The organism is Pseudoalteromonas sp. SWXJZ10B, assembly GCF_015864475.1.
GTDB classification, from domain to species: Bacteria; Pseudomonadota; Gammaproteobacteria; order Enterobacterales; family Alteromonadaceae; genus Pseudoalteromonas; species Pseudoalteromonas arctica.
Window position 1 is genome coordinate 64,122 of sequence record NZ_JADYXD010000017.1, and the last position, 17,446, is coordinate 81,567.

Below are 17,446 nucleotides of genomic sequence, written 5' to 3' on the forward strand. Positions count from 1 at the left end.
TACAAAGCATTACCCTCACTGACATTTCCTTACGAAAACGTTAAAAAGTGTAGTAAATGTGCAAACAATAAGGACGTGTTTTTATATAATTAAAAACGCTTACGGGGCAACTTCAAAACGATCTCGACCATTCTTTTTAGCTAAATATAAAGCTTGGTCGGCGCGTTTCATTACTTTATCTAAAGGCTCATTAGGCATTTGCATTGCAACACCTATACTCACTGTTAAGTGGCGAATATTTTGAATATTAATAGTATGCGCAATGGTAATTAATTGCTGTGAAAAATCACAAGCTTGCAACATGTTGCTTATAGGTAAGTAGCCACCAAACTCCTCACCACCTAAGCGAGAAAATTTATTATTATGTACAAAAGCATTGTCATATTTGGTTGCTAATTCTTTAAGTACTAAATCACCGACATCGTGACCAAATTCGTCATTAATAGCTTTAAAGTGGTCTATATCGATAATTAAAATAACGTAAGGCGAGTTCTGAGCATCTTTAGCGTGCTGATAAAAATAACGTCTGTTATGTACCTTGGTTAAATCATCAATAATTAGCTCACGCGCTAATCGATTATTAATACTTTGTACAAAGCGCATCGTTTTAAATAAACCATAGGAAGTTAAAAGCATGCCGCTGGTTCTGCATAAATCTTCAAAATAAATACTTACCCAGTAAGGCTGTCTCACTATCTCATCGATTAAATCAGCTGTATTACCCATGGACCAAAGCATTAATCCGAGAGTCGAAAATGTATATGCAAGCTTTGAAAGTTTGGAGCACTGAACCATCCAAAATAAAAAAATAAGAACAATTAAATTAATAAAATCGGTAGTAAAACCGTAAACATTATTTTGAACTTGTAAAGGAGGAAAGTTAGTTAGGGAGTAGGCTGAAAAAATAACAATATAAGCTAATAAAAATAGGCTTACAGTTTTATTTTTCCAGCTCATTTTAAAAAAATTAGAAAGCCTGATAGTGAGTTTTACAGTTTCAATCATATTAACCCTAAGCTTTCCGATACTATATTAAAAAACTATAGCACATTACCAAAAAGGCTTATTAGAATAAGCTGGTTAATAACCTTTAATAATGAGCTTAAATCACCAAACTTAATCCCCAAACTCCTAACACAAGTAAGGTTATTAAAACCATTGCCTTAGTTTTATGTTTACTAATGATTCGCTCAGCTTCATTACCTGCATAATAAACAATAATAGCCAGACCAAAGTAACGAATAGAACGCGCAATACCCGAGGCCAACAAAAACAGCCAAATAGAGTACTTAGTCGCGCCAGCTGCAAGCATCGCTATTTGAAACGGAATAGGCACTATGCCTAGTGTTATTACAAACCAAAAACCTTGATCTTGCATTTGCTGTTTAACGTTTTCAAATTGCTCAGGGCTCGAAAACGTATTAATAATCCAATCGCCAACCGCATCAAATAAATAATAACCCAACGCATAACCAAACAATGCGCCCACTATGCAGCCTAAAGTAGCCATTAGCGCAATAAGCCATAGCTTTTCACGACGAGCTTGCATTAGTGGTACTAATACAGCTTCGAGTGGAATAGGAACTATGGTTGACTCTAAAAATGATGCCACAGTAATACCGCTAAGCATATGCTTAGAGTCAATAAAATTACGCGTTTTTTCTTTTAGCTTTTTTTGAATGGCCATAGTAAATCCTTTTCACTTATCAGTAAGAACAAGAGTATTCAATGAGCTAATAATTACATATTTAGGTTAATACACGCTGAAAACACAGTACTAAATTTATCACGCCCTACTGCATTAACAAATTAGTAATATCCATAAGAATATTTTATTATGTGCCCATGCAGTTAGATTCCCTATCACAGTAGTTATTAATTTATGCAAAGTGCGCGTTTTATTCCCTTTAGAAAGCAAGATATTGTTGATATGTGTAGCGAAGAGCTTAAAAGCAGTACACAAAAAACATCGTTTAAACAATTTTGCGATTTACTAGCAAGCCTTATTCATTACGATTATCACTCAACACTTGAGTCACTTAAAAACAACTACGCCCCTTTTGATCCCAACAGTGACACGCGATCGTTAGCGCCAGTATCGGCGGATCAAAAAGCGCAGTGCCAACATGAGTTTGCTAAAGATTTTGCTAAGGTGCTTAATGCCGCTAATTTTGAAGTGATCACCAATGAAGACTTACAAGATGCATTAAACGAAGAGTCACTATTTAAGGTGCGCCTTGAAGTTGAATTTGACGACTTTGAAGAAGTGGTTTTTTATCGCCGTGGCGAGTCGCAACTCACTGAAACCATTACCAGCTTTTGGGGCCTTCGTAAAAAACCGCTGCACTTTACTAATTACGACCGTGTTGCCGTGTTTATTCGCTTTAAAGACAGCGCTTATTTTGAAGCTAAAAATAAAACGCCAATGGGATTTGAGCCAAGCTCAACCATAGTAAAGCTGTTTCAAAATGTGCCAAAGGCCGATCTCGAAATGCTATTTCCTAATAGCGAAGTACGCATGCGCCCTATTGATAAAGCAATTATTGGCTCATCGGCTTTAGTTGGCGGTGCAGTGGTACTTATAACTAAACTTGGCGCATCAATCGTATTATTGCTTGCTCTGTTTGCTTTTTGGGGTGGTTTTAGAAGTGAAGCTGTAGAAATGACCCAACAACATTTTATTACCTTTGCTATTGGCATGGGAGTATTTGGCAGCTTTATTTTTAAAGAATGGAGTAAGTTTAAAAACCGTAAAATTAAATTTATGAAAGCGCTTAGCGATAACCTCTACTTTAAAAACCTTGATAATAACGCGGGTGTTTTTCACACGCTTATTGACGCTGCCGAAGAAGAAGACATAAAAGAAGCCCTGCTTGCGTATACCTTTTTACTAAAATCAGAAAGCGGCTTAACCGCCCAAACGCTTGATGAACAAATAGAGCATTGGTTTAAAAGCAAATACCAGTGCGATCTTGATTTTGAAATTAGCGACGCACTTGAAAAGCTGGTACGTATGCGTTTGGTAACGTGCACTAGTGATGTGTATAGCGCAATCAATTTAGAACACGCAAAAACGATATTAGATGAGCGTTGGGATAATCTTTTTCAATATAATTAATGTAGTATTTTTGCTAAATAATACCCAAATAAAAAAGCAGCTGTAAGTACAGCTGCTTTTTTTATTACATTATCAGTAGCTAGTATTTAAGCTAATTCAGCTTCTGCTTTTTTAGTAAATTTAGAATGTACTAACTTATAAAGCGCAGGCAATATTAACAGTGTCAGTAAAGTTGATGAAATAATCCCGCCAACCACTACTGTCGCGAGAGGTTTTTGCATTTCAGAACCCGTTCCCGAATTAAGCGCCATAGGTATAAAGCCTAAACTTGCCACCAGCGCCGTCATCAGTACTGGGCGCAAGCGCTGTAATGCACCGCTGTGAATTGCATCAAACAAACTTAAACCATCGCTTCGTAACTGCTTTATAAACGACAGCATAACTACGCCGTTTAATACCGCGACACCACTTAGGGCAATAAAGCCGACACCCGCTGATATTGAAAGCGGCATATCGCGCAGCAATAACGCAAGCACACCACCCGTTAATGCCAGTGGCACACCACTAAATATAATCAATGAATCACGAAGCGATCCAAAGGCGCTATACAGTAAGCCAAATATAAGCAGTAAAGTGACCGGCACAACCAACGACAATCGCTTACTTGCTGATTGTAGCTGCTCAAACGTGCCGCCGTATTCAAGCCAATAGCCACTTGGTAAGTTAAGTGATTCATTCATGCTTGCTTGCGCATCACTTACAAAGCTTGCTAAATCGCGCCCTTCCACATTGGCAGTTACCACTACGTTACGTTTACCGCTTTCGCGGTTTATTTGATTAGGCCCTTTTTCAATGCTAATTGTTGCCACTTCGCCAAGCGGTACAAACGCAAGTTCTGGGTTACTATCTTTAGGTAAAGCAACTGGCAAACGAGCAAGTGCTGATACATCGCTAGACCAACGTTTATCAAGGCGTACTAATAACGAAAAACGTTTATCGCCTTCGTAAATTAGTCCGGTTTGCACACCACCAACAGCGGCGGCAAGTGTCTGTTGAATATCGTTTACGCTTAAACCCAATAACGCCATATGGTCGCGCATTGGTGTTACCGAAAGTGTTGGCAATCCTTCCATTTGCTCCAAACGTACATCGGTAGCACCTGCAATATTACGCATTAGCCCTGTGGCTTTTTCGCCAAACTCTTTAAGTACGCTTAAGTCGTCACCATAAATACGCAGTGCCACATCGGCGCGCACGCCAGCAATTAACTCATTAAAGCGCATTTCTATTGGTTGTGTAAATTCGTAATTATTACCAGGGACATCGTTAACACGGGTACGAATTTGCTGAACCAATTCTGCTTTAGTAAGTGCTGGATTAGGCCACTCTTCTTGCGGTTTAAGTATTAAAAAAGTATCGGCAACATTGGGCGGCATAGGATCGCTTGCTACATCGGCAGTACCAATTTTTGAAAATACGTTAGCAACCTCAGGCTGATCTAATATGGCTTGCTCAAGCTCTTTTTGCATTTGCACAGATTGCTCAATACCGGTGCCAGTAATGCGCAGCGCGTGCATAGCAATATCCCCCTCATCAAGTTTCGGTAAAAATTCTGCGCCCATGTTTTTAACTTTAAAACCAAGCACTAATACTAATGCAGTGGCAATACCCACCATCAGCCACGGTAATTTAAGCGATATACCAAGTAATGGCTTATACACTTTTTTAACGCCGCGCATGACTGCGTTTTCGGTTTCATCAACCTTACCGCGAACAAACACTGCAATAGCAGCGGGTACAAAGGTAACGCCAAATATAAGCGCGCCAATTAACGCCGCAACTACAGTAAATGCCATTGGCTGAAACATTTTGCCTTCAACGCCACTTAGTGCAAATAAAGGTAAGTAAACCAGCATAATAATAACAATGCCAAATACAGCCGGTGTAAATACTTCTTTGGTGGCTTCGGTCACTACATTTAAACGCTCGTTTAAGGTAAGTAGCCTGCCATGTTTATGCTGAGCTACACCGAGTTGGCGCAGGCAGTTTTCAACAACAATTACAGCGCCATCAACAATTAAACCAAAGTCGATTGCGCCTAGGCTCATTAGGTTACCCGATACGCGATTACCCACCATTCCTGTAACGGCAAACAACATACTCAACGGAATAACCATTGCCGTAATAAGCGCGCCCGTTACATTACCCAGCAGTAATAGCAAAATTACTATCACTAAAACGGCACCTTCAAATAAGTTGGTTTGCACGGTTGCTATGGTTTTATCAACAAGAGTTGTGCGGTCGTAAACCGCTTCAACAATAACGCCAGCTGGTAAGCTTTTTTGCACATCAACTAACTTATCAGCCATAGCTTTTGCCACTACGCGGCTGTTTTCGCCAATTAGCATCATGGCGGTGCCGAGCACGGTTTCTTCGCCGTTATAAGTGGCCGCGCCGGTTCTAAGCTCTTTGCCTAAAAGCACGTTAGCCACATCTTTAATGCGTACAGGCGCATCGTCGCGCTTAGCTATAACGGTATTGGCTATGTCATCAATGGTTTTAAGCTGCCCAGGCGAGCGTACTAAATATTGCCCGTCAAAGCGCTCAATATAGCCTGCGCCTCGGTTACTGTTATTAACCTCAAGTGCACTAATTACATCGCTAATAGTAAGCTTATAGGCAATGAGTTTTTCGGGCACTGGCGCTACTTGGTATTGGCGCTCAAAACCACCTTGGCTGTTTATTTCGGTAACGCCTTTTACTTTTAAAAGCTGCGGGCGAATAACCCAATCTTGTAAAGTACGTAAGTCTTCGGCGTTGTAGGCGGTGCCATCTTCTTTTAACGCATTAGGCGTGGCGTGCACACTATAAGTAAATATTTCGCCTAAACCACTGGCAATAGGACCCAAGTTTGGCTCTACGTTATTAGGTAAGTCGGAGCGAATACTTTGAATGCGCTCACCAATTTGCTGACGCGCCCAATAAATATCGGTGCCTTCATTAAAAATAACCGTTACTTGCGAAAGCCCATAACGCGAAAGCGAACGGGTATAATCAAGCTTAGGTATGCCCGCCATGGCAGTTTCTACCAAATAGGTAATGCGTTGCTCTACCTCTAATGGCGTAAAACCCTGCGCTTTGGTATTAATTTGCACTTGTACGTTAGTTATATCGGGTACTGCGTCTACTGCTAAATTTTGAATGTTGTATACACCAAATCCAGCAAATAAAAATGTAAGCGCAAGCACCAGCATCCGGCGTTTAACCGCAAAAGAAACTATCCAATTAATCATGGTGCCTCCTAGTGAGCGTGGCTTGCGCCGCTTTTTAAAATATCAGCTTTAATGACATAACTATTGTCTGTTACGTATTCGCTACCCGCGTTTAAGCCTGTAAGTACTTCTACCCACTCACTATTTTTTGCACCTAAGGTAACGGGGCGTACTTCAAATACATTATTTTTACGAACAAACACACTGGGTTGACCGTTAAACTCTTGAATAGCTTGTGGCTTTACACGCACGCTAGCATTTATTTTAGCCACACTTACATCGCTATTTATATGCATGCCTGGGCGCCAATGCCCGTCTGGGTTATTAAGCTCTATACGGGCACGCGCTATGTGCCCGCCAGTCATCATTGGGGCTATAAAAAACACTTTGCCTTGCGTATTTAAATGATGATGTAGGTCGTATACCTTAGCGCTTTGCCCAATGGCTAGTTTTTCAATGTTTTCAGGAAAAGCCGACAGCTCAACCCATACTTTATCAAGGTTAACTACCTGCATAAGTGCGCTGGTGCTTGCAAGCTCGCCACGCTTTAAGTATTGCTCGGTTACAACGCCGCTAATTGGGCTTTTAATGGGGTAATTTTGCAGTGTTTCACGGTTGGTTACATTGGCAAGTACTTCGCCTTTTTTAACGTTTTGACCAATGCTTATAAAAATATCACTGATCAATCCGGCATACGGCGCCATTACTTCTACCGTGCCATGTTGTGTTGGTGCAATAACGCCAAAAAGCGTATCGGTAATATCCACTTCACCACTTTGCGCTATCCCGGTTTTAATACCTGCGCGCTCAATAGCTCGCTCTGTTAACGTGGTACGGCCTTCGTGTTGGTCGTATTCATAGCTAATGCTCTCGCCTTTATAATTAGCAGTAACGGTAAGTGCAAACGAATGTGGTTCGTTAATTGATTGCGTGCTAACAAGGTAGTCGCCCTCAGCTGCAAACTGTATATTTTGCGGGGCTTCAACTAAGCGCTTTAAACTCATTGTTATGTTTAAGTCGTTTATATTAATCGATTTATTTTGCTTATAGCCGTATACACGTAGCTCAACTTTACCTGCAAACTCTTGCAATTTAAGCTCAAGTGTTAATTTAGGGTCAGTTAATAAAAAGCCGCCGTGTGGACCTTGCTTTTGCTCGTGTTGTTCTGTTTCTTTATGACCTGACTCGCCATGCTCAGCAGAGGCAAATACATCTGTGCTTACAAAGCTGCAGGCAAACGAAAGTGATACTAGTAATGCGGTTATATTTTTATTCATGATTGATGAGTCTCAATTAAAGATTGGCCTGTTAAACGCTCAAGAGTAAGTAGCACTTGGTACAGCTCTGCGTGAGTTGTAATAAGTGTGCGTTTAGAATCAAAAAGTGCTTGTTGAGCATCAAGTAATTGCAACACCGAAATTTGTCCGCGTTGATAACTTTTTAAGCTTTGCTCAATCAATGTTTGTGCCTGAGGAATAATTTGATCAGATAATAGCTTTGCCTGATTAGCTCGACCTTGATAATAAGCGTACAAAGTACGTACTTGCTGGCGTAACTGGATGCGCAATTGCCCTTGCTGCTCATTTAAAAGCATGAGCTGACTATTTGCAGCTGCAATATTTCCGCTATTAGAATTGCTTAATTGCAGTGGCATAGAAAACGAAAACACTAACGAGCTGGAGTCATTTTGCTGGTTATAGCGCACGCCTCCCCCTATATTAATATCGGTTTGTCCGTTTGCTTTTTGCAGTGTTAAGTTAGCTGTTTGCTGTAAATATTGCTGCTGTAATAATGCAAATTCAGGAGCTTGGTTAACCGCATCTAAAAGTGCTTGTGCTGATTTAAGCGCAGTAATTACATTAATATTTCCAGCAAAAGTATCGTAGGGTTGCTCCTCACTCCACAGCTCGTTAAGCGATAAACTTGCTCGCTCAAATTCACTATTAAGCATGGCTTTATCAAGCTCTACTTGGCTAAGTGCATAACGCATGCGCGTTACATCAGCTTGCGACGCAGCACCCGCATTAGCTCTTTGTTCAATCGCTTTAAGTGCTTGGGTTACGACCTGTTTACGCTCGTTGTTTAAACTTAATAATGTTTGAAATTTAAGCCCTTGGTAGTATCGCTCAGCAGTGGTTGCTAATAAGGCTAAACGGGTATTTTGATACTGTATTGCTTGGGCTTTAATATTGGCGGTTGCGTAATTAATACGGCTTTGGCGCTTATCGCCCAGCTCTATTAGTTGGCTAAGCCCAAGCGTTATTTCAGCGCCTTGAATGCCACGCGCCTTGTTTGTGCCCAGTAAGTTTTCAGCTTCAACATTTAAAACAGGATTAGGCGAAAGTGCAGCTTGTGATTTAAGCGCACTCAATATTTTTTGATGATACGGGTAGCGTTTTAATACCAGATTTTGTTGTTCGGTATTACTCAGTGCCTGCTTAAGGGTTAATGTTTTAACATTCGCCAAAGTACTAAAAGCAGGTAGCGCGCACATTAGCGCCACCAGCATAATTGGTTTTTTATTCATATAGCGTGTCCGTTTTTTAACAAACAGAGTTAACTTAATCACTACGCCTATTTTAAAAACAAGCGCGATCAAGCAACCTAAATATGTAAATAACTAGCCTAATAGCGCACAAGCGCGGCAGTTTTTTACAAAGTATTTAAAATTAAAAACTAACTAAGTGAATTGGGTGGCGGTACATCTGGCGGGTAATTTAACCCGTTATAGCACGCAGGCGAAGTTGCTTTACTTTGCTCTGGGCTTATTGAGTGGCTAGAAGTGCTGTTGTAGCCACAGTGGCAATGTTGGTGGGCATGAATCTCGGTAGTTGATGTTTTATCGCTTTGGTTATCATCGGCCGTGGAGTCGCCTTGCGATAACGAACTGGTTACGTGATCAACGTCTTCTTGCAAATGATACGCAGCGCCATCACAGCTAATAAAGCTATGTACAAGCACTAATAATATCACTATTAAAAAACGGTTTGAGCGCATTACCTACCTAAAACTCTAAAATGCAATTTAAGAAATCGCACAATACCTTAAATTTATTCAAATGTAGAGAGCCGCTAACGTTATTTTCTAAATTCGCTTGGCGACACACCTACCGACTTCTTAAAACGTTTGGAAAAATTAAAAATATTAGAGTACCCCACATAACTTGCCACATGCGAAATTGGCCAAGCCGTGTTTAACAGTAAGTTTTTAGCTCGCTCAATGCGTAAATAAATAAGTTGTTGTATTGGACTTTTACCAAATTGCGCTTGGCATAAACGATGCAAATGCGGCGATGAGTAATGCACATGTTCGCACATTACCTCTATTGTCCAATCAAACTGCAAGCGCTTATCTACCTCTTCAAACAGACTAATTAAACGATTATGCGCCGCACCCTGTGAATTATTTTGCAGCGTAGCATTTAAGTAATGACTTAAAATAGGCGTTACGCTTTCGCGTAAATTAGCATTAGGCTCGCTGTATAAAAGCTCCATAGCAAGGTGTAACGGTTCAAGTTTTTGCTCGGTTAGTACCAGTGCTTGCGCTAAGTTTAAATGCTGCCAACGTTTAGTATTTGCAAGGTTTAACCAAATAACATCCCAATGTTCAGCATCAATTTTCACTTCAAAGCTTTGCTTTGCTGGTAGCACAATAAGTGTATTGGCATTAAGTGTGTACTGCTCATTTTGTGTTGTTAATTTACCCTGCCCTGCAAGTGTATAAAAAAGTGTATGTTCTAGCGGTGCTGAGCGTGCTACGCAATAACGACCCGATAGGTTTGAGCAACCCGCAAGTGCTATTTCAAGGTTTGGCATTTGCGCGAGCGTTTGTGAATCAATAAAGCGTTCTATACAACGCGGACCAATATCGAGTATGTCTTTAATGTTATAGCGCATAATTACAATGATAGTTTTGGACAAATAAAGGAGAGCTTTAAGCATAACCCCTGCGATTATTTTTAGCTATATTTAGCGCATTATAATTGCCCGCTTATGCAATAGGATAAACATGACCTCTTTACAGCACATAATTAATCGCCGAGATTGGGAAAACCCAATTTCAGTACAAGTTAATCAAGTAAAAGCGCACAGCCCACTCAATGGATTTAAAAGCGTTGACCATGCCCGTACTAACACGCAATCGCAAAAACAAAGTTTAAACGGTCAGTGGGACTTTAAATTATTTGATAAACCCGAAGCGGTTGATGAATCGTTGCTAAGTGAAACACTAAACAGCAACTGGCAAAGTATTACAGTGCCTTCTAACTGGCAATTACACGGCTTTGATAAACCTATTTACTGTAATGTTAAGTACCCATTTGCAGTTAACCCGCCTTTTGTACCAAGCGATAACCCTACAGGCTGTTACCGCACTGAATTTAATATAAGCGAAAGTCAGCTAACTCAGCGTAATCATATTATTTTTGAAGGCGTTAACTCGGCGTTTCACCTGTGGTGTAACGGACAATGGGTGGGTTATTCACAAGATAGCCGCTTACCGAGCGAGTTTGATTTAAGCGAACTGTTAGTTGCAGGCACTAACCTTATTGCCGTTATGGTTATTCGTTGGAGCGATGGCAGTTATTTAGAAGATCAGGACATGTGGTGGCTAAGCGGTATTTTTCGCGATGTTAACTTACTTACAAAACCACAAAATCAAATACGTGATGTGTTTATAACCCCCAATTTAGACGCTTGCTATCGCGATGCAACGCTACATATAAAAACGGCGATTAATGCGCCAAATAACTATCAAATAGCAGTGCAAGTTTTTGATGGCGAACAGGCGCTATGTGAGCCGCAAATTCAAAGTACTAACAATAAACGTGTTGATGAAAAAGGTGGTTGGAGCGATGTTGTATTTCAAACAATTGATATACAAAGCCCTAAAAAATGGACCGCCGAAACCCCATACTTATACCGCTGCGTTGTGAGTCTGCTTGATGAGCAAGGCAATACCATCGACGTTGAAGCTTATAACATTGGCTTTAGAAAAGTAGAAATGCTTAACGGGCAGCTTTGCTTAAACGGCAAACCGCTACTCATTCGCGGTGTTAACCGCCACGAACATCACCCAGAAAACGGCCATACAGTTACTACCGCCGATATGATTGAAGATATTAAGCTGATGAAGCAAAATAACTTTAATGCCGTGCGTACTGCTCACTACCCTAACCACCCTCGTTTTTACGAACTGTGTGACGAGCTAGGTTTATACGTAGTAGATGAAGCCAACATAGAAACCCATGGTATGTTTCCTATGGGGCGTTTAGCGAGCGACCCGCAGTGGGCTGGCGCATTTATGTCGCGTTATACGCAAATGGTTGAGCGCGATAAAAACCACGCCTCAATTATTATTTGGTCATTGGGTAACGAATGCGGACACGGCGCAAACCACGATGCCATGTACGGCTGGTCAAAAAGCTTTGATCCGTCTCGCCCAGTGCAATACGAAGGCGGCGGCGCAAATACAACGGCTACCGACATTATCTGTCCAATGTACGCCCGTGTAGATACCGATATAAAAGACGATGCAGTGCCTAAGTACTCAATTAAAAAATGGTTGAGTTTGCCAGGCGAAACTCGCCCGCTTATTTTATGTGAATACGCGCACGCTATGGGTAACAGCCTAGGTAGCTTTGACGATTACTGGCAAGCATTTAGAGAATACCCACGCCTACAAGGCGGCTTTATTTGGGATTGGGTAGACCAAGGTTTATCTAAAACAGACGAAAACGGCAAGCATTATTGGGCTTACGGCGGCGACTTTGGTGATGAACTAAATGACCGTCAATTTTGTATAAATGGCTTATTGTTCCCAGACCGCACGCCGCACCCTAGCCTGTTTGAAGCTAAATACAGCCAGCAACATTTACAATTTACACTGCGTGAGCAAAATCAAAACCAATACACCATTGATGTATTTAGCGATTACGTATTTAGACATACCGATAACGAAAAGCTTATTTGGCAGTTAATGCAAAATGGCATCTGTGTTGAGCAAGGCGAGCATGTACTTAATATTGCTCCGCAAAGTACGCACACGTTAACTATTAAAACTAAAACAGCGTTTGAGCAAGGTGCGCAATATTACCTTAATTTAGATGTAGCATTAGTTAACGACTCACACTTTGCAAACGCTAATCACGTTATGGATTCAGAGCAGTTTAAGCTTATAAATAGTAACAATTTAAGCAGTAAGTTATTTGTATCATCATCTGAGCAAAACGCTATAAGTGTTAGCGAAACCGACTCTCAACTAAGTATTGAAAACGATAAATTTAAACTTGTTTTTAGCAAGCAATCAGGGCTTATAGAGCAGTGGTTACAAAACGATACTCAGGTTATTAATAGCCCATTGGTTGATAACTTTTATCGCGCCCCGCTTGATAACGATATTGGTGTAAGCGAGGTAGACAACCTAGATCCTAATGCATGGGAAGCTCGTTGGTTGCGCGCAGGTATTGGGCAATGGCAGCGCACTTGTAGCTCAATTAATGCAGTGCAATCAAGCGTTGATGTACGTATTACTTGTGTATTTAATTACGAGTTTAATGGCGTGCTACAGGCTCAAACACAGTGGTTATATACCCTCAATAATACCGGCAATATTAGCTTAAATGTTGATGTGAACTTAAACGACACCCTACCGCCAATGCCGCGAATAGGATTAAGTACAACGCTTAACAAGCAAAGCGATACACAAGTAAATTGGCTAGGGTTAGGTCCTTTTGAAAACTACCCAGATCGCAAAGCCGCTGCACGTTTAGGTTATTATAGCTTGAGCTTAAATGATCTACATACACCGTATATATTTCCAACTGATAACGGCCTGCGTAGCGATTGCCAATTACTGAGCATTAATAACTTAACCGTAACTGGCGCGTTTTTATTTGTCGCCAGTGAGTATTCGCAAAGCATGTTAACTCAGGCAAAGCACACTAATGAACTAATTGCTGATGATTGCGTGCATGTGCATATTGATCATCAACATATGGGCGTGGGTGGCGATGACTCGTGGAGCCCAAGCACCCATAAAGAATATTTACTTGAGCAAAAGCAGTATAGTTATTCTTTAACTTTTTCAGCTAAATAGGTTATTTAAACAAAAACAGCGGCCAAATTGGCCGCTGTTTTTTAAATTTATAAACGTTATTTATTAGCTAGTTTTTTAGCTAATACGTTATCAAGCGAAAAACTTCCTGCCCCTTGAATAACAAGTACAGCCATTACAACAAGTAACGTTAAAGCATATTCGTAGCCATTGTTTGCCATAAACAAACCATTACTAATATGCACGCTAAAAATAGCAATCAACATTGTAAAGCCGGCAACAACCGCTGCTGGGCGTGTTAATAAACCAATTACCAAGGCAATACCACCAAAAAACTCTGCACTACCGGCCATCATTGCTAACCAATAACCTGGCTCTAAGCCAATACTTGCCATCCATTGCCCTGTGCCTTCCAGGCCATAACCGCCAAACCAAGCAAATAATTTTTGTGCACCATGCGCCGCTAAAATAAGGCCAACTGGCACTCGTAAAATTAATGTTGCTACGCCTGCTTTTGAGCTTAATAATGTGTTTAATAATTTCATGAGTTTTAGTCCCGTTTAATTTATTTGAGCGTTAGGTTTTTCCTAACCGTTGAGCACAGTTTACTATCATCATTTAAAAACATTAATATCGATATTATTGGTTAATTATAAACACTGTGTTTTTAATATATTTTATGCACAAAAAAGCCGCTAACTTTAAACGTTAGCGGCTTTTAGTTTTAAGTTACTTAAAAGTGATTAAGCAACAGCTTGTTCTAAAATTTCGCGGCTTTCTTTAAGCGTAATAGCTTGGTTTTCACCAAGTGCTAGCATGCCATGTGCTTCAAGTTTGCCAATAATATTGTCAATAGCAGCGGCTTTATCATCGCCATGTTCAGTAAGCTGGGTCGCTACGTCAAGGCTGTGGTAAAACGCTTCAATTGCTGCAATTGTTTTCTCAGCTAAGTCGTCAGTTTGCTCAAGACCAAATACGTTTTTACCCATTTGCTCTAGTTTTGCTTTTTTAACTGCAAATTGGTTGCGCAGTAAAGAAGGCTGAACAATAGCAAGTGAACGTGCATGGTCAACACCGTAAGCGGCTGTAAGCTCGTGGCCAATCATGTGCGTAGCCCAATCTTGCGATACACCAGAACCAATTAAACCATTAAGTGCTTGGTTAGCTGCCCACATAAGGTTTGCGCGCCATGCATCGTCTTGGTTTTCAAAGTTATCGCCTAATGTTTTAAGCGTTCTTAAAAGTGCCTCTGCGTAACCTTCTTGAACCAATGCTGTTTCAGGGAATGTTAGGTACTGCTCACAGGTATGAACCCATGCATCTACTAGACCATTCACAAGTTGACGCTGCGGTAATGTTTTCATTACATCAGGGTCCATAATTGCAAACTTAGGTTGTACCGCAGGAGACATAAACGGAAGTTTTTGTTTAGTCGCAGCTTTGCTCACAACAGAACCTTGGTTAGACTCAGAACCTGTAGCTGGAAGCGTAAGTACTGCCCCAATAGGTAATGCGCTAGTTACTTTATGTTTACCAGTAGGAATATCCCAACCTTCGCCATCGTAAACGGCAGATGCTGCAATGTATTTAACGCCGTCGATTACTGAACCGCCGCCTACAGCTAGTACAAAGTCGATATCTTGTTCTTTACAAATTTTTACTGCTTGGTCTAACACTTCAATTGTTGGGTTAGCGCCAACGCCCGAAAACTCAACCCAATCAAAGCCTTCAAGTGCTGCTGCAACTTGGTCGTACACGCCGTTCTTTTTAATTGAACCGCCGCCGTACACTACAAGTACTTTTTGATCCTTTGCGATCAAATCAGTTAGTGAGGCAATTTGTTCTTGGCCGAACTGGATAAGTGTTGGATTTACGTAGCTAAATTTCATTATTTTGCTCCTAGGTGACGGTTAAATACTAAATATAATGCTTAGTTACTAACTAAGCCAAACTTCAATGAGTGCATATTAGTGGCAAAACAAACATAAAAAAAGCCCAATAACTCGCAAAAGCTTGCCTAAAACTGTCAACATTGATATTTTACGCAAAATTCGTACGATAGTAGATGCTTTAATGTCCTCAATTGCAAACATGATGCAAAAATTTGCAGAGCATAATAATTTACTCAACTTTGAAGGCAACATGGAAACCATTATTCCAGGTGTGTATTTTCATCGCGCAAGTAAAAGCTCACCACGCCAGCCACTTATATATAACTCAGGTATTATTATTGTTGGCCAAGGACATAAGATAATTCATTTCCCTGATCATCAAATAAAATATGGTGAAGGTGACTACCTTGTTTTAGGTGTCCCCGTGCCACTTGAGTGCGAAGCTTTTACCGATAACAACCTGCCTGTAATGGGCATAGTTATAGATATAAACCCGGTAATGTTACACAAGCTAGTAAACCAAATTGGTACACATAAGCCATTCACCACAGGGCAAATGAGTGGCGTTCAATCGGCTAAAATAGATGGCGTTATGGAGCAAGTAACCCACCGCTTACTTAGCGTGCTTAATAACCCTATTGAAGCAGACATTTTTGGCGAAGATATAGTAAAAGAATTAGTATATCGTGTACTTTGTGGTCCACAAGGACATACTTTAATAGGGCTTGCTATGCATGATGGGCATTATGCGCGTATCGCCCGTACGCTCTCAACTATGCACAGTAGTTATGCCAATCAAATTACGGTTGAAGGGTTAGCTGAAGATGTAAATATGAGTGTGTCGTCGTTTCATCGTGCTTTTAGGCAAGTAACGTTTGAGTCACCTTTGCAGTATTTAAAAAAAGTACGCTTAGCTAAGGCTAAAGAGCTTATAACTAGTAGTGGAAGCAAGGCAAACGAAGCAGCATTAAAAGTTGGCTATACCAGCCCATCGCAATTTAGCCGCGAATTTAAGCGTCACTTTAATAAAACGCCAAGTGAAATGTTAACTCAATTACATAGCTAAAGATTATGCCTTTAGAGATATAAATTAACCGAGCGAGTCAATTTTAAGCACTGCTTTTTTGGTGTTTAGCATAGCTCGCTTACTAAATTGGCGATTAATAAATTGGCTAAAAATAATAGTAAATAACGTTGAGAAAATGGCAGCTGTTGCGTACACCTGCCAAATCATAAAGTTATGTTTTAACATAAACGCAATCACCGCAAAAAATACACACCCACCTAATGAACCAATAATACCGCCATTAAGAATTTTAAACGTTGAGGCTTGTTTGTCACTAAAATGGGCAACACTGCCCATTACCGCCAAAATAACCGGAAAGGTAGATATTAACCCGCTCCATGCAGACCCTATATGCTGCGATATAAACGTAACAAGCACGATAAAGCTCGTCACTAATATCATTTTTACCGGAAGCTCCCAGCGGGCATTTAATGGTTTTGCATCAACTGATATATTTAGCTTTGTAGAGATAATAGTTAAACCGAGTAAAATACAAAGCGAAACCACACTCGCCACAATAATATTCACTGGTAAAAATAAAGTAATAACGCTAAATACGCACCAAATACTCAACGCTGTAAAAAGCGATTTAAGCATTCCAAATCTTCGTGATACAACCAAGTAACTAAAACAAAATAAGCCTATACCGCTCATACCATAAAGAGAGGCCACCGCTGAGTTAGCTGCAAATAATTTACCTTGCTCTAATGCTATAAAATAAGAAATAGGCCCAGAGGTAATAGGCAAGCCAGGAATTATGCCGCTAACAAAACTACCAAAGCGTTTTTGGGCGAATGTTATTAGTAAAATAAGCAAAGGTGCAATTATGAGTTTAAGCAGCATAAATAACAATAAAGTATGAGAATTGAAATTAAGTCTACGTGTCTATACCTACATTGTAGAGTGAATAAAAATCATGTATGTAGCATAATTTTTTTTACCTGTAAATATTAACTAATTTATCAAAACACTGATTAATAGTTATAAAAAAACCACTTATTAAAGCTGTCTCTTGATCACAAGTCTGGCTCAAGAGATTTTGCTAAATCGTAGCCTTCCAGGATGGCTTGTAACTTAAGCCATCCTTGCCATAACACTTTCACAG

At 40.3% G+C, this 17,446-nt stretch carries 13 protein-coding genes; 3 read left to right on the forward strand and 10 right to left on the reverse strand.

Translation table 11 applies throughout. The features are described from left to right. Positions 1 to 99: 99 nt before the first annotated feature. Both I6F54_RS14790 and I6F54_RS14795 read right to left on the reverse strand, forming a co-directional pair. Positions 100 to 1,005, reverse strand: a complete 906-nt coding sequence (locus tag I6F54_RS14790; protein ID WP_197142074.1) for a GGDEF domain-containing protein — start codon at positions 1,003 to 1,005, stop codon at positions 100 to 102. A gap of 97 nt (positions 1,006 to 1,102) precedes the next feature. Then, positions 1,103 to 1,687 (reverse strand): YqaA family protein, encoded by a 585-nt coding sequence (locus I6F54_RS14795; protein ID WP_010554604.1) that lies wholly within the window; start codon positions 1,685 to 1,687, stop codon positions 1,103 to 1,105. A 195-nt stretch (positions 1,688 to 1,882) separates the two neighbouring features. Here I6F54_RS14795 and I6F54_RS14800 point away from each other — a divergent pair, with 195 nt between their 5' ends. After that, a complete protein-coding gene (locus I6F54_RS14800; protein WP_010554605.1) occupies positions 1,883 to 3,118 on the forward strand; it encodes a TMEM143 family protein in 1,236 nt (411 codons plus the stop codon). An 86-nt stretch (positions 3,119 to 3,204) separates the two neighbouring features. Here I6F54_RS14800 and I6F54_RS14805 read toward each other — a convergent pair whose 3' ends face one another. The 5 genes from I6F54_RS14805 to I6F54_RS14825 all read right to left on the reverse strand — a co-directional run bounded on the left by I6F54_RS14805 (position 3,205) and on the right by I6F54_RS14825 (position 10,226). After that, positions 3,205 to 6,351 (reverse strand): efflux RND transporter permease subunit, encoded by a 3,147-nt coding sequence (locus I6F54_RS14805; protein ID WP_197142076.1) that lies wholly within the window; start codon positions 6,349 to 6,351, stop codon positions 3,205 to 3,207. 8 nt (positions 6,352 to 6,359) lie between these two features. After that, positions 6,360 to 7,607: an efflux RND transporter periplasmic adaptor subunit gene (locus I6F54_RS14810; protein ID WP_197142078.1), complete on the reverse strand. Its 1,248-nt coding sequence runs from the start codon at positions 7,605 to 7,607 to the stop codon at positions 6,360 to 6,362. Then, a complete protein-coding gene (locus tag I6F54_RS14815) occupies positions 7,604 to 8,857 on the reverse strand; it encodes a TolC family protein (RefSeq protein WP_197142080.1) in 1,254 nt (417 codons plus the stop codon). Before I6F54_RS14815 ends, I6F54_RS14810 begins: the two co-directional genes overlap by 4 nt. 149 nt (positions 8,858 to 9,006) lie before the next feature. Continuing rightward, positions 9,007 to 9,327 (reverse strand): hypothetical protein, encoded by a 321-nt coding sequence (locus I6F54_RS14820; RefSeq protein WP_007378232.1) that lies wholly within the window; start codon positions 9,325 to 9,327, stop codon positions 9,007 to 9,009. Positions 9,328 to 9,407: 80 nt separating this feature from the next. Continuing rightward, positions 9,408 to 10,226 carry an AraC family transcriptional regulator gene (locus tag I6F54_RS14825; RefSeq protein ID WP_007378231.1) on the reverse strand — a complete coding sequence of 273 codons (819 nt, stop codon included), beginning with the start codon at positions 10,224 to 10,226 and terminating at the stop codon, positions 9,408 to 9,410. Positions 10,227 to 10,338: 112 nt separating this feature from the next. Between I6F54_RS14825 and I6F54_RS14830 the strand changes: the two genes are divergently transcribed. Beyond that, entirely contained in the window at positions 10,339 to 13,425 is a 3,087-nt protein-coding gene (locus I6F54_RS14830; protein ID WP_197142082.1) for a beta-galactosidase, read from the forward strand. A gap of 56 nt (positions 13,426 to 13,481) precedes the next feature. Here the strand turns inward: I6F54_RS14830 and I6F54_RS14835 are convergent, their stop codons facing one another. Both I6F54_RS14835 and I6F54_RS14840 read right to left on the reverse strand, forming a co-directional pair. Then, positions 13,482 to 13,928, reverse strand: coding sequence for a DoxX family protein (locus I6F54_RS14835; RefSeq protein ID WP_197142084.1), 447 nt, complete (start codon positions 13,926 to 13,928; stop codon positions 13,482 to 13,484). Between the two features lie 198 nt (positions 13,929 to 14,126). Next, positions 14,127 to 15,272 (reverse strand): iron-containing alcohol dehydrogenase, encoded by a 1,146-nt coding sequence (locus I6F54_RS14840; RefSeq protein ID WP_197142086.1) that lies wholly within the window; start codon positions 15,270 to 15,272, stop codon positions 14,127 to 14,129. Positions 15,273 to 15,456: 184 nt separating this feature from the next. Here I6F54_RS14840 and I6F54_RS14845 point away from each other — a divergent pair, with 184 nt between their 5' ends. After that, on the forward strand, positions 15,457 to 16,341 hold the full coding sequence (locus I6F54_RS14845; RefSeq protein ID WP_197142088.1) for an AraC family transcriptional regulator: 885 nt from the start codon (positions 15,457 to 15,459) through the stop codon (positions 16,339 to 16,341). 24 nt (positions 16,342 to 16,365) lie between these two features. On the opposite strand, the gene I6F54_RS14850 is transcribed toward I6F54_RS14845, so the two are convergent. Next, on the reverse strand, positions 16,366 to 17,184 hold the full coding sequence (locus I6F54_RS14850) for a hypothetical protein (protein WP_197142090.1): 819 nt from the start codon (positions 17,182 to 17,184) through the stop codon (positions 16,366 to 16,368). Positions 17,185 to 17,446: the final 262 nt, after the last annotated feature.